13 protein-coding genes are annotated in these 17030 nt (G+C 67.8%); 2 read left to right on the forward strand and 11 right to left on the reverse strand.

The window, feature by feature from the left end; translation table 11 throughout:
- Positions 1–4 precede the first annotated feature (4 nt).
- The 11 genes from ubiT to norR form a co-directional block, all read right to left on the reverse strand.
- Positions 5–469, reverse strand: coding sequence for a ubiquinone anaerobic biosynthesis accessory factor UbiT (gene ubiT / locus ABG80_RS19930; protein ID WP_083506315.1), 465 nt, complete (start codon positions 467–469; stop codon positions 5–7).
- On the reverse strand, positions 466–1365 hold the full coding sequence (locus tag ABG80_RS19935; protein ID WP_235513970.1) for a U32 family peptidase: 900 nt from the start codon (positions 1363–1365) through the stop codon (positions 466–468). The genes ubiT and ABG80_RS19935 overlap by 4 nt, the downstream gene beginning before the upstream one ends.
- A gap of 8 nt (positions 1366–1373) precedes the next feature.
- Positions 1374–2387 (reverse strand): ubiquinone anaerobic biosynthesis protein UbiU, encoded by a 1014-nt coding sequence (gene ubiU / locus ABG80_RS19940; protein WP_058089303.1) that lies wholly within the window; start codon positions 2385–2387, stop codon positions 1374–1376.
- Positions 2388–2433: 46 nt separating this feature from the next.
- Entirely contained in the window at positions 2434–3999 is a 1566-nt protein-coding gene (locus tag ABG80_RS19945; RefSeq protein WP_058089304.1) for an efflux transporter outer membrane subunit, read from the reverse strand.
- Between the two features lie 25 nt (positions 4000–4024).
- Complete coding sequence (locus ABG80_RS19950; protein ID WP_058089305.1) at positions 4025–5152, reverse strand: ABC transporter permease; 1128 nt, start codon at positions 5150–5152, stop codon at positions 4025–4027.
- 15 nt (positions 5153–5167) lie between these two features.
- Complete coding sequence (rbbA, locus tag ABG80_RS19955) at positions 5168–7933, reverse strand: ribosome-associated ATPase/putative transporter RbbA (protein ID WP_058089306.1); 2766 nt, start codon at positions 7931–7933, stop codon at positions 5168–5170.
- Positions 7934–7941: 8 nt separating this feature from the next.
- Positions 7942–8973, reverse strand: coding sequence for an HlyD family secretion protein (locus ABG80_RS19960; RefSeq protein ID WP_058089307.1), 1032 nt, complete (start codon positions 8971–8973; stop codon positions 7942–7944).
- Between the two features lie 213 nt (positions 8974–9186).
- Positions 9187–9945 carry an anaerobic ribonucleoside-triphosphate reductase activating protein gene (locus ABG80_RS19965; protein ID WP_083506316.1) on the reverse strand — a complete coding sequence of 253 codons (759 nt, stop codon included), beginning with the start codon at positions 9943–9945 and terminating at the stop codon, positions 9187–9189.
- The gene (gene nrdD / locus ABG80_RS19970) at positions 9893–10087 is read right to left on the reverse strand and encodes an anaerobic ribonucleoside-triphosphate reductase (RefSeq protein ID WP_058089309.1); all 195 of its coding nucleotides are present in this window, start codon (positions 10085–10087) and stop codon (positions 9893–9895) included. The genes ABG80_RS19965 and nrdD overlap by 53 nt, the downstream gene beginning before the upstream one ends.
- A 23-nt stretch (positions 10088–10110) precedes the next feature.
- Positions 10111–12159 carry a ribonucleoside triphosphate reductase gene (locus ABG80_RS19975; RefSeq protein ID WP_058089310.1) on the reverse strand — a complete coding sequence of 683 codons (2049 nt, stop codon included), beginning with the start codon at positions 12157–12159 and terminating at the stop codon, positions 10111–10113.
- Between the two features lie 116 nt (positions 12160–12275).
- On the reverse strand, positions 12276–13853 hold the full coding sequence (norR, locus tag ABG80_RS19980) for a nitric oxide reductase transcriptional regulator NorR (protein ID WP_235513971.1): 1578 nt from the start codon (positions 13851–13853) through the stop codon (positions 12276–12278).
- A gap of 177 nt (positions 13854–14030) precedes the next feature.
- Between norR and ytfE the strand changes: the two genes are divergently transcribed.
- Entirely contained in the window at positions 14031–14684 is a 654-nt protein-coding gene (gene ytfE, locus ABG80_RS19985; RefSeq protein WP_058089332.1) for an iron-sulfur cluster repair protein YtfE, read from the forward strand.
- Between the two features lie 41 nt (positions 14685–14725).
- Complete coding sequence (locus ABG80_RS19990; protein ID WP_058089312.1) at positions 14726–17023, forward strand: nitric-oxide reductase large subunit; 2298 nt, start codon at positions 14726–14728, stop codon at positions 17021–17023.
- The last annotated feature ends 7 nt before the right edge of the window (positions 17024–17030 follow it).

Below are 17030 nucleotides of genomic sequence, written 5' to 3' on the forward strand. Positions count from 1 at the left end.
CGGGTCAAGCCGGCCACGTCACCGGCCCCACCGCGTCAAGCGTGTTCTTGAGCAGCAGCGCGAAAGCGGTGTCACCCTCCATCACCAGGCGCCGTTCGAAGAACAAGGTGTCCGGGTCTTCTCGGCCGGCCATCAGGTCGAGGAAGGCGCGGGCATCGGCCTGGATCGCAACCGCCATCGGCTCATGTGCCGTCGCCATGCGAATGCCCCGCCCCTCGGCACACAGCCGGAATGTCAGCCCCAGGTCGCGCACGACCACGTCAACGCGCCGACCACACAAGCCTGGGCGAGCCGACAGCGGCACCTGTGGCCACCAGCGTTCGGTCAGCACGCGGGCCAGCACCAGCGAGGGAGGCTGCACCGGCAGGCGGCTGAGCAAGGGGCTGAGCCACGGGCCCAGTCGCTCAAGAGACGCCAGCCAAACGTGTTCCGTTGAAGGCTTCTGGTTTGGATTCAGTGTGTGATTCATGCGGCCTCCCAGGCCATGCCCGGCATGCGGGCGTGAGCAAAACCATCGGACAAAGGGCCCGGCAATTTCAGGCCGCGCAAAACCACCTCCGCATCGCCGGGCGACAAGCGCCCGCCCAGCACGGCGTCATGCAGACGCAGCACCTCGAGGAAGTCCCAGGCACATGGCGACAGGCGCAGGGCAGAGACGCCCGCACGCGCGATGGCCGGCAGGTGGCCCAGCAGGCACTGCACCGTGCCCGACTGCGTCTGGATGCCATTGATGGCCAGGAACACCTGCCCTTCCTGCGTTTTCACGTCGAGCCCATCGGGGTCGTTGCCACACACGAAGCCGCACTGGTCCTTCTGCAACCCATGGTGCCGCGCCGTGAAGCATCGTGCCGACAAGGCCAGCGGCAGGCGTCCGAAGGCGATCACCTCGGCTTCGATGTGGCCCAGGTGCGGCGCGAGCACGGCCTGCATGGCGTCCAGGTCCAGCTCCACCGGCGCGAGCCAGCGGGTGGCGCCCATCTCGCGGTACTCGGCCAGCGCCTCGCTGCTGTAGACGTTGACGTGCGTGCCGATGGACCACGGCCGGCCCGCGTGCCAGGCCAGGCGAACGGCCGCGGCGTCGTTGGCCTCGATCAGCACGTCGCCGCGCTCAACGGCCTGGCGCACGCCGCGCAGCTCGGCTTCGGTTTCGATCAGCGCAAGCGTGCCCAGCCACACGCGCTTGCCGGCTTGCGTGAGCTCAGCCGCCAGCGCCAGCCAGTCGGCGGGTTTGAGATCACGTCGGCGCGAGCACACGACCTCGCCCAGCACAACGTCGCGCGCGGGGCTGTCGGCCAGGTCGGCGTAGAAGCGAAACAGGGTTTCTCGGGGCCAGTGGTACTGAACGGCCCCCACGGTCAAGGTCATGGTCGTGTTCATTGCCAAGGCCTGCTCAAGGCGCCAAGCGTCGTCTGCCGCCCTTCGGAGAGGCGCTGCAAGGCCTGCTGCCCCACTGGGCTTGCCTCATAGGTTTCGAGCGAGGCCATCGCCCGATCGATGGCCTGCCGCCACACGCGGGTGACCTGGTCGATGTAGGCCGAGCTGCGCTGGCGGCCTTCGATCTTGATCGCCTTCACACCCGCGCGAATGAGGTCGGGCAACACGTCGATCGTATTCAGGCTGGTGGGCTCTTCCAGGGCGTGTTCTCGGCGCCCTTCGACATCGAAGCGGCCTTTGCAGAGCGTGGGGTAAGCGCGGTGCTCTTCGGGCCCGTAGCGGTCGATCAGCACACCGCCCAGCCGCGCATCGACCTGCAGCCCGCGCTCCTCCCAGCGCACGAACTCGGCCGGCGAGCACACGCCCGCGTTGTTGGGCGAGCGGCCTGTGGCGTAGGAGGACAGCGCGCAGCGCCCTTCCACCATCACGCACAGGCTGCCAAAGCCGAAGACCTCGATTTCCACCGGGGTCTGGCGGATCACGTGCGCCACCTGCGACAGCGTCAGCACGCGAGGCAGCACCGCGCGCTGGATGCCATAGCGCTCGTGGTACAGCGCGATGGCCTCGTGGTTGGTGGCCGAGCCCTGCACCGACAGGTGCAGGCGCAGGTGCGGGTGCTGCCTTTTCGCATGTGCCATCACGGCCACGTCGGCCGCGATCAGGGCATCGACACCCGCGTCGGCGGCCACATCCACCGCGCGCAGCCACGGCCCTGGGTCGGGCGACAGCGCCTGCGTGTTGAGTGCCATGAGCACCTTGCGGCCCAGCCCATGGGCGCGCCTCACCGCCGCCTTGAGCTCGGTCGGTGAGAAGTTCAGCCCGGCGAAATTGCGCGCGTTCGTGGCGTCGCGCAGCCCGAGGTAGACGGCGTCGGCACCTGCTTGCAGGGCCACGTCCAGCGCACGGGGGGAGCCGGCCGGACAAACCAGCTCCGGTTGGATGACAGCGTTCATGGGTGGCCAATCTATGCAGCCACCCTCTTCATGGTTTTGTGCAGCGTCAAGGCATGTCGTGTGCCCAGCTTGGCGCGGCGGCTTGCTGCACGGGCACCACAGGCTCGGCAGGTGCTTCGGCCTTCGCAGCCACCCTCGCCGCGGCGGGCGACTCATCCTGCCAGCCACCGCCCAGCGCCTTGTACAGCGTGACGGTGTAGATCAGGCGGTCGTTGTCGGCGCGCACGCGGTCGTCGTCGCGCTCCAGGGCCTTGGCCTGCGCCTCCAGCGCCGGCTGCAACAAGGCCTGCCCCTTGATGAACAAGGCCTGCTGGTGGTCGGACACGCGCCTCGCCAGCTCGGCCACGCGCTGCAGGTGCTGGTGCTGCGCCACGAAGGCTTGCTGAGCCACGTAGGCGTTCTCGACGTCTTCCAGCGCCGTGAGGATGGCTTTTTCGTACTCCACCGCCAGGCCGTCCAGGTTGGCTTGGTTGGCCGCGATGTTGGCCCTGATGCGCCCGCCATGGAAGATCGGCAGGCGCACGCCCACGCCCAGGCGCTGCAGCCCGAAATTGCTGCCCGGCTCGTCGTCGGGTGAAAAGCGGCCGCCCATCACGGCCAGCCCAAGGTAGAAACGCGGCAGCTGCGCGGCCTTGGCCGTGCCCAGCTTGGCTGCTTGCGAGCGCAACTTGCGGGCCGCGCCGCGCACATCGGGCCGACGCTCCAGCACCTCGCTGGGCAGCACCTCGGGCAGGGGCGGCGGTTGCATCTCGGCCATGGTGGGCGGCAGAGATTTGAGCTCTTGAGGCGGCCGCCCCATCAGCACCGCCAGGCGCTTGAGGTGACTGTGCAGCAAGGCCTGCAGCGGCTCGCGCTTGGCCTGGGCGTGGCGCCACTCCAACTCTGCGCGCTCGACGTCGCTGCTGGTGGCCTGCCCGGCCTTGAAGCGTCCCTTGGCGTAGGCCATCAGCCGCTCGGCCACGCGGATGCCTTCGTCCAGCAGCAGCACCCGCCTCTCAGCGCTGCGCGCTTCGATGTAGCGCGATGCGATGTCCGAGGCCACCATCAACTGGGCGCCATGCACCTGCTCCTGCGCACCCAAGGCCAACTGCCTGACCATCTCCGTCTGGCTGCGCAGGCCGCCGAACACGTCCGCCTCCCACGCCAATGTCATCGCATGGCCACGGGTGTTGCCCCAGGGCAGGTCGCCCGTGGTTTGCGGCAGCTCGATGGGCAATGGCATGGACGTCGGCAGGGCCGAGCCCGCCCCGGTCGGCAAGGCGCCGTCCTGCTTGCCACGCGAGCCGGCCAGCGAAGCATCGACGGTGGGCAGGCTGGCCGAACCGGCCACATCGATGTAGGCACGTGCTTCGCGCACCCGGGCCAGGGCCACGCGCACATCCGCGTTCTGGCGCAGGCCTTCTTCGATGTAGGCCGTGAGCACCGGGTCGCCGAAGCGGTCCCACCAGCGGGCCAGGTCGGCGCGCTCACCGCTCAAAGGTGCGGCAGCAAAACGGTCGGGCACGGCAACGTCGGGCGGTGGCACGTCCACCGTGACGGTGGTGCAGCCCGCCAGCCAGGCCGAGGCCACGGCCGCCGCCACACCACCCCAACGGGTCAGAGAAGGCTTCATCGAACAACTCCTTCGAACAAGCAGGTCACCCCTGGCGGGCCAGCATGGTGCGAAAGCGCATCAAGGCCAGACCGAGGAACACGATGCCGATGCCCGCCACACTCAGCATCTGCGGCCACACGACATCGGCCCCGGCCGCGCGGTACAAGATGCCCTGCGCCAGCTGGGTGTAGTGGGTGGAGGGCGAGGCCAGCATCAGGTGCTGCAGCCACTCGGGCATGCTCTCGCGGGGCGTGGCCGAGCCCGACAGCAGGTACATGATCACGAACACCGGCACGGCCAGCAGCCCGAACTGCGGCATCGACGAGGCCACGGTGGCCAGCAAGATCCCCAGCGCCGTCAGCGAAAACAGGTACAAACCCGTTCCCAGCAGGAACAGCGCCGCCGACCCCTCGGGCGGCACCTCCAGCACGCCGCGCACCACCAGCGACAGCGACACCCCCACGGCCACCAGGATGACCAGCCCGTTGGCGGCGATCTTGGCCACCGCGATCTCGCTGGGCCGCACCGGCATCACCAGCAGGTGTTCGATGGTGCCGCGCTCTCGCTCGCGGATCACGGCCGCGCCCACCAGCACCACCGACAGCACCGTGACGTTGTTGATGAGCTGCATCACCGAGGTGAACCACGACGAGGTGCCGTTGGGGTTGAACAGCACGTGCACCACGGCCCTGGCGGGCAGCAACTCGTCGATGCCATCGACCTTCAGGTGCGCCAGGGTTTCGCGCACGATGATTTCTTCGAGGTAGGCCGCACCCAGACGTCCCTGGGCCATGGCCGTGGCATCCATGTGCACCTGCACGGTGGGCGAGCGGTAGGCGTGCACGTCGGCCTCGAAGTGCGCCGGGATGTCGAGCACGAACAGGAAGCGCCCCGTCTCCAGACCGTTGAGCGCTTCTTCTTCGGTCACCGGCACGGGGGCCTGGAACATGGGCGCGCGCACCGCGTCGCGCAGGCGCAGGGACAGGGCTGAGCCGTCTCGGTCGACCACGCCCACGGCCACGTGGTTCACGTCGGTCTTGGTGCCGACGGCCACCACGTAGATCGCCAAAGTGAACGACACGATGATGGCGGCCATCATGGTGCGGTCCTTGAGCACGCAGCGCAGCTCCTTGAGTCCCAGGTGCCAGACGTTGAACAGCCAGGTTGCCATCTCCGCTCTCCCCTTTCAGCGCTCTTGCTTGGGCACCAACAGGCGCGCCAGACCCACGTACAGCACGCCAAAGCCCAGCAGCACCGCGCTGGCCTGCCACAGCGGTGCCCAAGCAAGCGGCCAGCCCTTGGTGATGGTGCCCAGGCTGATCTCCTGGAACCAGGCCGCGGGGAAGGCCGCCGCCAGCGCGCGGCTGGGGCCCTGCAGCGTGGACACCGGGCTGAGCAACCCGGCAAAGCTGGTGGTGAAGATCACGCACACGATGGCCGTGAGAAACTGCGCGGCCACCTGCGTCTGCACGAAGGCCGACACCAGCATGCCCAGGCCCGTGACGGCCACCGCGTAGGCCACGGCCCCCACCGCCAGCCCGACGAAGCTGCCCTGCACGCTCACGCCGAAGACCAGCTGCAGCACCGCCACCAGCAAGCCAAAAGCCAACGTGGTCAAGGCGATGTAGGGCAATTGCTTGCCGATCAGGAACTCGCTGACCGACCCCGGCGCGGCAAAGAGGTTGAGGATGGTGCCCATCTCGCGCTCGCGCACCACGCCCAGCGCCGTCAGCATGGCCGGCACCAGCGTGAGCGACAGCATCAGCACGCCCGGCGCGAAGGTGTGGATGGAGCGGTAGTCCTGGTTGAACGACAGCCGGGGCTCGACCCGCACCGGCAACTGCGGCACGTCCGCCCCCGGTATGCCGCGCGCATAAGCCAGCGAATGTGCCAGCGCGATGGCCCGGGCGTTGTTGGCCACGTGGGTGGCGCGCGTCAGGTTGGCGCCGTCCACATGGAACGCCACCTCGGGGTGGCGCATGCCAACCAGGTCGCGGCCAAAACCTGGCGGGATGTCGATCACCATCCAGGCATCGGACGAACGCAGCGCCTGATCGATGCCGCCGGGTCCTTCAAGCTGCTGACGATCGTTCACCGACACGGCGGTGAAGTATGGCGAGCCTTCGAACTGCGCCACCAGCTCGCGGCTTTCGCTGCTCTGGTCGCGGTCCACCACCACGTAGGCGATGCGGTCCACGTCGAAGCTCAGGCCCCAGGTGCCGGCGCACAGCATGATCAGCGGGCCCAGCACGGCAAAGGTCAGGCGGATGGCGTCGTGGCGCAGCTCCATCGCCTCGCGGCGGGCAAAAGCCCACATGCGGCGCCACCAGGCCCGCCAGGCCGCCAACTCGGCGCCAGCGCTGCTCGACGCGGGTTCGTCATCGAGCACCTCATCTGGCGGCGCATGCAGGCACTCTCCTGGGTCGGCCTGGCCGGCTTTCGCATCCGCTTCCAGGTGGTCGATGAAGGCCTGCTCCAGCGTCTCGCAGCCCTGCTCTTCGCACAAGGCCTGCGGTGCCCCCACCGCCAGCACGCGCCCGTGGTGCATCAGCGAGATGCGGTCGCAGCGCTGCGCCTCGTTCATGAAGTGCGTGGACACGAACAGCGTGACGCCCTCTTCGCGCGAGAGGCGGATCAGGTGGCGCCAGAACAGGTCGCGCGCGGCCGGGTCCACCCCCGAGGTCGGCTCGTCGAGGATCAGCACCTCGGGCTTGTGCAGGCAGGCCGCCGCCAGTTGCAGCCGCTGGCGGATGCCCAGCGACAGCCGCGCCGGCGGCACCTCGGCGTGGGCCAGCAGGTCGAACTTCGCCAGCGACGACTCGATCGCCTCGGGCACCGTGGCCAGTTCCATGCGGTAGAGCCGCGCATGCAGCCACAGGTTCTGCCGCACCGACAGCTCTTCGTACAGCGAGAACAACTGCGACATGTAGCCGATGTGCAGCCGCGTGCTCAGGTCGCCCGCGTCCACCGGCTTGCCCAGCAGGCGGGCTTGGCCTTCGGTGATGTCGAGCAGTCCCGTGAGCATCTTCATCGTCGTTGTCTTGCCGCAACCGTTCGAGCCCAGGAAGCCGAAGATCTCGCCCCGCTCGATGCGGAAGTTGACGTCGCTGACCGCGGTGAAGTCACCGAAGCGGCGTGTCAGGCCTTGGGCCTCCATGGCCGGCTCGCCGCCGAAATCCGGCAAGGGCGGGATGACCAGGGGCTCGGCCGCCCCACCCTGCGACAGCTTGATGTAAGCCTCTTCCAGGTGCGCCGACTGCGTGCTGGCCAGCACCTCGGTGGTGGGCGCGTTCACCAGCACGCGGCCATCGGCCATGGCCACCAGGTGCTCGAAACGCTCGGCCTCTTCCATGTAGGCGGTGGCCACCAGCACCGTCATGTGAGGTCGCTGGCGGCGCAGGCCTTCGACCAGGGCCCAGAACTGGCGGCGCGAGAGCGGGTCCACGCCCGTGGTCGGCTCATCGAGGATGAGCAGGTCGGGGTCGTGCACCAGGGCGCTGCACAAGGCCACCTTCTGCTTCATGCCACCCGACAACTTGCCAGCGGGCCGATCCGCAAACGGCGCCATGCCCGTGGCCGCCAGCAAGCGCCTGATGCGCCCATTGCGCTCGGCCTCGGGTACGCCGAACAGGCGCGCAGCGAAGTCCACGTTGTCGTAGACCGAAAGCGAGCGGTACAGCGCCCGCCCCAGCCCCTGCGGCATGTAGGCGATGCGTGGCAACAGGCGTTGTCGCGCAGCGGTGTCGGCCAGGTCGGTGCCCATCACCTCGACCATGCCATCCTGGATGCGCTTGACACCCGCAACGATCGACAGCAACGTGGACTTGCCCACGCCATCGGGCCCCACCAGTCCCACGGTGCAGCCGGTGGGCAGGCTCAAAGTCACGTTGTGCAGGGCCTGGGTGTCGCCATAGCGATGAGACACGTCCTGCAAGGAAACAGCGGGGTGCATGGGACACCTCAGCGCCACGCGCTCACACGGCGGCTTTCTTCCGTCGCCGGCTCAGGCCATTCGGGCTCCACCATCCTTGGGGCCACGCGCACATGGCCCATGCCCGTCAAGCCGCCCTTGAGCAGGCTGATGTGGCGAGCGGCCACATCTGCTGGCACCGTGAGCTTGACGCGGTAGGTCAGCTTGTCGCGCTCGTTGCGCGTCTCCACGTGCTTGGGCGTGAACTGCGCCTCCGAAGACACGAAGGACACGCGCGCCGGCAGCGGCAGGTCGGGCGCGGCGTCGAGCACGATGCGCGCCTCATCCCCCAGCTTCACCTGCCCGGCCACGGCCGACGACACGAACACCGTCATGTGCACCAGCGTCGTGTCCAGCACCGTGGCCACGCGCCCACCCGCCGGAATCACCGCCCCCGGCTCGACCACGCGGTGCTCGATGCGGCCATCCACCGGCGCACGCAGCGTGTGGTCGTCGATGGCTTGCTTGAGGCGCAGCATGCCAGCTTCGGCTTCTTCCTTGGCGGCCTTGGCCTCGCCCATCGCCGACGTGGCGATCGAGATGCCCGCGCGCTCGCCATCGCGTTGGGCCTGGCGGCGCTGCAGCTCCGAGTCGGACACCAGGTCTTGTTTGCGCAGGTCGGCCGCGTTGTCGAACTCCAGCTGCGCCACGCGCGCCTTGATCGACTGCACCTGCACCTCGCCCTGCGCGCGGCCCATGGCCTGCATGGCGCGCTGCCGCATGGCCTGCACGCCGGCCAGTTGCGCCACCAAGTCGGCCGTGTCCATGCGGGCGATGACGTCGCCGGCCTTGACCGACTGGCCTTCGCGCACCTCCACGCTCAGCACCTTGCCGGCGAACTTGGTGGCCACCTCAACGCGCTGGATCTCCAGCCGACCGTTGCCCTTGAAGACCTGCTGCACGGGCGTGTCAGGCCCCAGCACCGACCAGGTGGCCCACGCCGCCGACATGGCCAGGGCCGATGCGCCCACCCCGAAGATGAACCCACGGTAGCGCGTCAACATGTGGATGGCTTGCTTCATCGCTTGTCCCCTTTCGGCAACCGGCGCGCGACACGAACGGCGTCGCCTTTCAAACCGGTGAAGCCATTGTTGGGATGGCGCCAAAAATCTGACATTGCGCGTGATCAAACCGTCCGATGAACCAGGCGTCCACCCCTCGAATCAGCGGGCAATGCAGATCAAATCGGGCGGCAGGAATGGATGCGGATCAAGGTGCCCACGTGTGCCCTGCCTTCAACGCACGCTGAGCGCAGGGCCGATGCGACTGAGCCGCGCCACCAGTTCATCGGGCGGCGTGCGCTCGCCCGGCCCCAGCGTTGCCTCGGTCACCGGCGTGGCCCGGTAGCCCTGCAGCACCCAATGCCTCGCGCCCATCGACTTGAGCATGCGCGCCATGCGCATCAGCGCGGCCTCGGGGATGAGGTCGGGGTGCCAGGTGGTGCGCAGCTCGTGGGCCTTGCCGCTGGCCAGCACCAGGGCCAGGCTCTCGCGCACCGGCTCGCCGCTGCGCGGCACCGAGGTGATGGCCTTGTAGTCCTCGAACTCGGTCTTGATGTCCAGCGCCACCCAGTCGACCAGGGGCAGGACCTTGGCCAGGCGCTGCGGGTACAGCCCGGCTGTGTGCAGCCCCACCTGGAAACCCAGCGCACGCACCTCGTGCATGGAGCGCTCCAGCGCAGCGTCCAGCGTGGGCTCGCCACCGCTGAACACCACGCCGTCAAGCAGACCCTGGCGTTGCTGCAAGGTGCCCAGCAACCTGTCCCAGGTCTGGGTGTCTCGGCCACAGCCCGACTCGCGCGGTTGCAGCGATGGGTTGTGGCAGTAGTGGCAACGCCAGGGGCAGCCCTGCACGAAAACCACCGCGGCCAGTTGGCCTGGCCAGTCGGTGGTGCTCAGTGGCGTGAAGCCCCCGACGTCCAGGGGCGGGATCAAGCGGTGCTCAGCTTGCGCAGGCCTGAACTCGATCGGGCTCGACGAAGTACTTTCGTTCATGGAACTCCCCCTTCTTGCCCACGTTGAACGAGGCCATGGGTCGGTGATAGCCCATCACCCGGGTCCAGACCTCGCAGCGCTGGCGCTCGTGTTCGGCCAGCAGCGGATGAGGTGCGTCGGGGGTGCGTGCGGTGCAGGTCATGGAGGCTCCTTCAGTCGGGTTGATCAAACGGGGTTGGGCAAGGCCTCGTTGCCCGAAGCCTGGCGACGCGCCAAGGCTTCTTCATCGCAACGCGGGCAAAAGGCGTGTTCGCCAGCCAGGTAGCCGTGCGTGGGGCAGATCGAGAACGTCGGCGTGATGGTGATGTAGGGCAGCCGAAAGCGCCCCAGCGCGCGCCGCACCAGGTTCTTGCAAGCCTGCGCCGACGACACCCGCTCGCCCAGGTACAGGTGCAGCACCGTGCCGCCGGTGTACTTGCGCTGCAAGGCCTCTTGCCGAGCCAGGGCCTCGAAGGGGTCGTCGCAAAAACCCACCGGCAGTTGCGACGAGTTCGTGTAGTAAGGCTCCTCCACCGTGCCCGCCTGCAGGATGCCGGGGAAGCGCAAACGGTCTTCCTTCGCAAAACGGTAGGTCGTGCCCTCGGCCGGTGTGGCCTCCAGGTTGTAGAGGTGGCCGGTGGCCTCCTGCATGCCCGTGATGCGCTCGCGGATGTGGTCGAGGTAGCGCAGCGCAAAGGCCTCGCCCCAAGGCGTGGTGATGTCTTCCAGGTCCTGCGTGAAGTTGCGGATCATCTCGTTGATGCCGTTGACGCCCACGGTCGAGAAGTGGTTGCGCAGCGTGCCCAGGTAGCGCTTGGTGTAGGGAAACAGGCCCGCGTCCATGTGCCCCTGGATCACCTTGCGCTTGATCTCCAGGCTCTGGCTGGCCAGTTGCAACAGGTGGTCGGTGCGCGCCAACAGGCCTGGCTCGTCACCCGCGTGCAGGAAGCCCAGCCGCGCGCAGTTCAGCGTCACCACGCCCAGCGAGCCGGTCTGCTCAGCCGATCCGAACAAGCCGTTGCCGCGCTTGAGCAGCTCGCGCAAATCGAGCTGCAAGCGGCAGCACATCGAGCGGATCATGTGCGGCTGCAGCTCCGAGTTCACGAAGTTCTGGAAGTAGGGCAAGCCGTACTTGGCCGTCATCTCGAACAGTGCCTCGGTGTTGGGGTGCTCCCAGTCGAAGTCCTTGGTGATGTTGTAGGTGGGGATGGGGAAGGTGAAAGCCCTGCCGCGCGCATCGCCCGCCATCATCACGTCGATGTAGGCGCGGTTGATCATGTCCATCTCGGCCTGCAGATCGCCATAGGCAAACGGCATCTCCGCGCCGCCGATGACGGGCACCTGCTCGCGCAGGTCTTCGGGGCAGACCCAGTCGAAGGTCAGGTTGGTGAACGGCGTCTGCGTGCCCCAGCGCGAAGGCACGTTGAGGTTGTAGATCAGCTCTTGCAGGCACTGGCGCACCTGCTCGTAGGCCAGGCCATCCTTGCGGATGTAGGGCGCCAGGTAGGTGTCGAAGGAGCTGAAGGCCTGCGCCCCCGCCCACTCGTTCTGCAGCGTGCCCAGGAAGTTGACGATCTGTCCCACGGCCGAGGACAGGTGCTTGGGCGGCCCCGCCTCCACCTTGCCCGGCACGCCGTTGAGGCCCTCGTGCAGCAGCGTGCGCAGCGACCAGCCCGCGCAGTAGCCCGAGAGCATGTCGAGGTCATGGATGTGGAAGTCGGCGTCGCGGTGCGCCTGACCGACCTGTGGCGGGTAGACGTGGCTGAGCCAGTAGTTGGCGATCACCTTGCCCGACACGTTGAGGATGAGCCCGCCCAGCGAATAGCCCTGGTTGGCGTTGGCGTGGATGCGCCAGTCCTGCCGGTGCAGGTACTCGTTGACCGAGCGCTCGACATCGACGGCGGTGCGGCGGTCTTCGCGCAGTGCGCGGTGCTGCTCGCGGTAGACGATGTAGGCGCGCGCGGCCTGGGTGTGACCCGCATCGAGCAGCACCTGCTCGACCACGTCCTGGATCTGCTCGACCGTGGGCACGCGCGCGCACAGGCGCTGGATGACGGCGTCGGTCAGGCGCCAGGCTTCATCGACATCAAAAGCATTGCTGGCATCGCCCGCTGCGGCCATGGCCCGAGCGATGCGCTCAGGCTGGAAGCCGGCCGTGCCGCCGTTGCGTTTGAAGACGGCCACTGGGGTGGTACGGGGGTTGTTGGCGGCGGGCTGGCTGGTGCTGGTCGGCATGCGGTCTCCACACATTTAGTGCCTGGCATGAGCACCAGACACCAGAGCTAGTGTTTCGACATGCTGCTGGGAGGGTTTTGATGGTCGTCAACCTGAAAGTGAAAGCGAGTCCGCCATCACTTCACCCCCAGCCGCTTGGCCAGCTTGTGCAGGTTGCTTGCGTCGATGCCCAGCCAGCGGGCAGCTTCGGCCCAGTTGCCACCAGCAGCCTGCAGGGTCTGGCGCACCAGCCCGCGCTCGAACTGCTCCACCTGCGCGCGCAAGCCCGCCATGCCTGGTCCGGCAGCGCCCTCACCCATGGCTTGCCCCGTTGATGCACCGACTGGCGTACCCGCCTCATCAGCGAGCCCCAAGCCAGCCAGCCCCAGGTTCACACCCGGCGTCTCCACCAGGTCCAGCAGGTCTTCGGTCAAGGTCACGATGTCGCGCCGGTTCACGCCCCGGCTCAGCAGCTTGAGCGCGGCGCGGCCCATCACGTGCTCCAGCTCGCGCACGTTGCCGGGCCAGCCATAACGCAGCAAAGCCACTTCCGCCGCCGCGTCCAGCCGCAGGCTGCGCAAGCCCAGCCGCGCCCGGTTGACCTCCAGGAAGTGCCCGGCCAGCAGCAGCACGTCGTCGCCACGCTCTCGCAGGGGCGGCACGTGCACGGGGTAGACCGACAGCCGGTGGTACAGGTCGGCGCGAAAGCCCCCCTGGCTCACCGCGTCCTTCAAAGCCCGGTTGGTGGCAGCCACCACGCGCACGTCCACCTTCACGGGCTTGTCGGCGCCCAGGCGCTGCACCTCGCCGTTCTGCAAGGTGCGCAGCAGCTTGGCCTGTATGCTCAGCGGCAGCTCGCCCACCTCGTCCAGGAAGATGGTGCCGCCGCGCGCCGCCTCGAAGCGCCCCGCACGGTCGGTGGTCGCGCCCGAAAACGCACCCCGCACGTGGCCAAAGAGCTCGCTCTCGGCAAGTGATTCGGGGAGCGCCGCGCAATTGACGTGCACCATCGGCCCCTTGGCCCGTGCGGAGCGCTCGTGCACCCGCTGCGCGAACAGCTCCTTGCCCGTGCCCGTCTCGCCCATCAGCAGCACCGGCAGGTCGGACTGCGCCACCACATCGACCTCGTGCAGCACCCGCTGCAGGGCCGAGCTGTGGCCGATGATGCCGGTGCGCACACCGGGCATGGGCGAGTCAGAAGCGCCTGATGCCGTCACCCTCGCCTGCCGCAGCACCTGCACCTCCTGCTCCAGCAGGCTGACCCGAACGGCCGCGCCCACCCAGGGCAGGCAGGCCAGCAAGGCCTCGCGGGCCTCATCGTCGAAGGTGCCTGGCTTCAAGGCATCGAGCGTGAGCGCGCCCCAGCGCCGACCGTCGATGTGCACGCTCGCGCCCATGCAGTCGTGCACGGGCAGCGGGTGGCCGGCCATGCCCTCGACCAAGCCGTCGTAGGGGTCGGGCAAAGTGCTGGCGTGCTCGAAGTGCACCACCTCGCGGCTGAGCAGGATGGTCGACAGGCGCGGGTGCTGTGCCACCTCGAAAGCCCGACCCAGGGCCTCGCGGCTGAGCCCTTCGGCGGCCACTGGGCGCAGCGCTTCGTCCTCCTCCTGCAGCAACACCACGGCCTCGCAACCAAAGCGCGCCTTGAGCTGCCCGACCAGCCTTTGCAGCCGCACCGCGCGCGGCAGGCTCACCGTCAGGTCGGCCAAAGCCATGTGATCGATCAGGGTTGTTTCAACCTTTTGCATGGTCATTTACACCCAATTAAGCCGGGTTTATTCTACCCATAAATTTTGCAAGTGCTTGATTTAAAAGGACCCATGAGCTGGTCTGAGGTTTGCGGTGTCACAGACAAGTCAAACCTGGTCACCCACTTTCAAAAGGAGCCCACCATGAGCCACGCCGAACAATCCCTGGGCCTGCTGGCCCGCACCATCCCCGGTGCCACCCGCGTCTTCCACGCCCACCACCTCGACTTCTGCTGTGGCGGCAAGCAAACGCTGCAGACCGCCGCCGACAAGGCCGGCCTGGACGCCTCGCAGATCGCCGCTCAGCTCGATGCCTTGCAAGACGGCGCAGACGAGGTCGTGGACTGGACGGAAGCCGCCACGCCCGACCTGGTCGACCACATCCTCTCGCGCTACCACGCCCGCCACCGCGAGCAACTGCCCGAGCTGATCCGCCTGGCCCGCCGCGTCGAGCACGTGCACGGCGACCGCCCCGAGTGCCCGCTGGGCCTGGCCGATCACCTCGAAACCATGCAGCAGGAGCTGGAGAGCCACATGCAGAAGGAAGAGATGGTGCTCTTTCCGATCTACAAGCGCGGCATGGGCAACCCCAGCCTGCCGCCCGTGCACGTGATGCGCATGGAGCACGACCAACACGGCCAAGAACTCGCCAAGCTCGAAGCGCTGACCAACGGCATCACCCTGCCCCGTGGCGCCTGCAACACCTGGCGCGCGCTCTACCTGGGTCTGCAGACCCTGCGCGAGGACCTGATGGCGCACATCCACCTCGAGAACAACGTGCTGTTCGAGCGCGCCTGAGCGCAGCCGCCCCTCCATTTCACCCATCTGAAAGAAGCAACATGGGTCCGTACAAGAAGCACTGGTACGCGCTGATCTGCGTGTGCATCGTGATGTTCTCGCTGCTGGGCTACTTCGGCGCCGAGGTCTACCGCTCGGCACCGCCGATCCCAACCCAGGTCAGCTCTGCCAGCGGGCAAAAGCTGTTCACGCAGGACGACATCCTCGACGGGCAGACCGCCTGGCAATCGGTCGGCGGCATGCAGCTGGGCTCCATCTGGGGCCACGGGGCCTACCAGGCCCCCGACTGGACGGCCGACTGGCTGCACCGCGAGCTGAGCGCCTGGCTCGACCTGGCCGCCCACGAGCGCCACGGCAAGGCCTTCGATCAACTCGGCGTGGGCGAGCAAGGCGCGCTGCGCGCCGAGCTCAAGGCCGAGTACCGAGGCAACCGCACGGATGCGAACGGCACGCTGCAAGTGAGCGACCGACGCGCGCAGGCCATCGCACAAACGGCGGCCTACTACGATCAGCTCTTCTCCGACGCGCCCGCGCTGCGCAAGAGCCGCCAGAGCTTCGCCATGAAGGAGAACACACTGCCCAGCGCCGAGCGGCGCCAGGCCATGACGCATTTCTTCTTCTGGACCGCCTGGGCCGCCGCGACGGAGCGCCCCGGCGCGCACGTCACCTACACCAACAACTGGCCGCACGAGCCGCTGATCGGCAACCAGCCCAGTGGCGAGAACATCGTGTGGTCGATCGCCAGCGTCGTGATCCTGCTCGCGGGCGTCGGCTTCCTGGTGTGGGGCTGGTCCTTCCTGCGCGATCACGAAGAGCCCTTGCCGCAAGCCCCCGCGCGCGACCCGTTGACCAGCTTCGCGCTCACGCCCTCGCAACGCGCACTCGGCAAGTACCTGTTCCTGGTCGTGGCCCTGTTCGTCTTCCAGGTGTTCCTGGGGGGCTTCACCGCCCACTACACGGTGGAGGGGCAGCATTTCTACGGCATCGATGTGTCGCAGTGGTTCCCGTATTCGCTCACGCGCACCTGGCACATCCAGTCGGCGCTGTTCTGGATCGCCACGGGCTTCCTGGCCGTCGGTCTGTTCCTCGCCCCCGTCATCAACGGCGGCAAAGATCCGAAGTTTCAGAAGCTGGGCGTGGACGTGCTTTTCTGGGCGCTGGTGGCGGTGTGCGTCGGCTCCTTCGCCGGCAACTACCTGGCCATTGCGCAAAAGCTGCCGCCCGAGTGGAACTTCTGGCTGGGCCACCAGGGCTACGAGTACGTGGACCTGGGCCGCCTGTGGCAGATCCTCAAGTGGGTCGGCATCCTGCTGTGGCTGGTGCTGATGCTGCGCGGGGTGCTGCCCGCCTTGCTCAAGCGCTCGACGGATGGCAAGGGTGAAGACAAGAACCTGCTCGCGCTGCTGACCGCATCGGTCGGCGCCATCGGCCTGTTCTACGGCGCCGGCCTGTTCTATGGCGAGCGCACCAGCCTGTCGGTGATGGAGTACTGGCGCTGGTGGGTGGTCCACCTCTGGGTCGAGGGCTTCTTCGAGGTCTTCGCCACCACGGCGCTGGCCTTCGTCTTCAGCAGCATGGGCCTGGTCTCGCGCAACATGGCCACCACGGCCAGCCTGGCATCGGCCTCGCTGTTCATGCTGGGCGGCATCCCCGGCACCTTCCACCACCTGTACTTCGCGGGCACCACCACGCCGGTGATGGCCGTGGGCGCCGCCTTCAGCGCGCTCGAAGTGGTGCCGCTGATCGTGCTGGGCCACGAGGCTTGGGAGAACTGGCGCCTGAAGGACCGTGCACCGTGGATGGACAGCCTCCGGTGGCCTCTGCTGTGCTTCGTGGCCGTGGCCTTCTGGAACATGCTGGGCGCGGGCGTCTTCGGCTTCATGATCAACCCGCCGATCTCGCTGTACTACGTGCAGGGCCTCAACACCACACCGGTGCACGCCCACGCCGCGCTGTTCGGGGTGTACGGCTTCCTGGCGCTGGGCTTCACGCTGCTGGTGCTGCGCTATGTGCGCCCGCAGTTCGCCTTCAACGACCGGCTGATGACCATCGCCTTCTGGGGCCTCAACGGTGGCCTGGTGCTGATGATCACCACCAGCCTGCTGCCCATTGGCATCATCCAGTTCGCCGCCAGCGCCAGCGAGGGTCTGTGGTATGCCCGCAGCGAAGCCTTCATGCAGCAGCCACTGCTGCAGACGCTGCGCTGGGTGCGCACCTTCGGCGACCTCGTCTTCATCGGTGGCGCCGTGGCCCTGGCCCTGCAGGTGGTGCTGGGGCTGGCGAACAAGGGGCAATCCTCGCGGCAGGCTCCGGCCGACGCCAGGCTGGTTCGCGGCTGATGTTCAT

It is taken from the genome of Aquabacterium parvum (genome assembly GCF_001447195.1).
GTDB lineage: Bacteria > Pseudomonadota > Gammaproteobacteria > Burkholderiales > Burkholderiaceae_C > Aquabacterium > Aquabacterium parvum.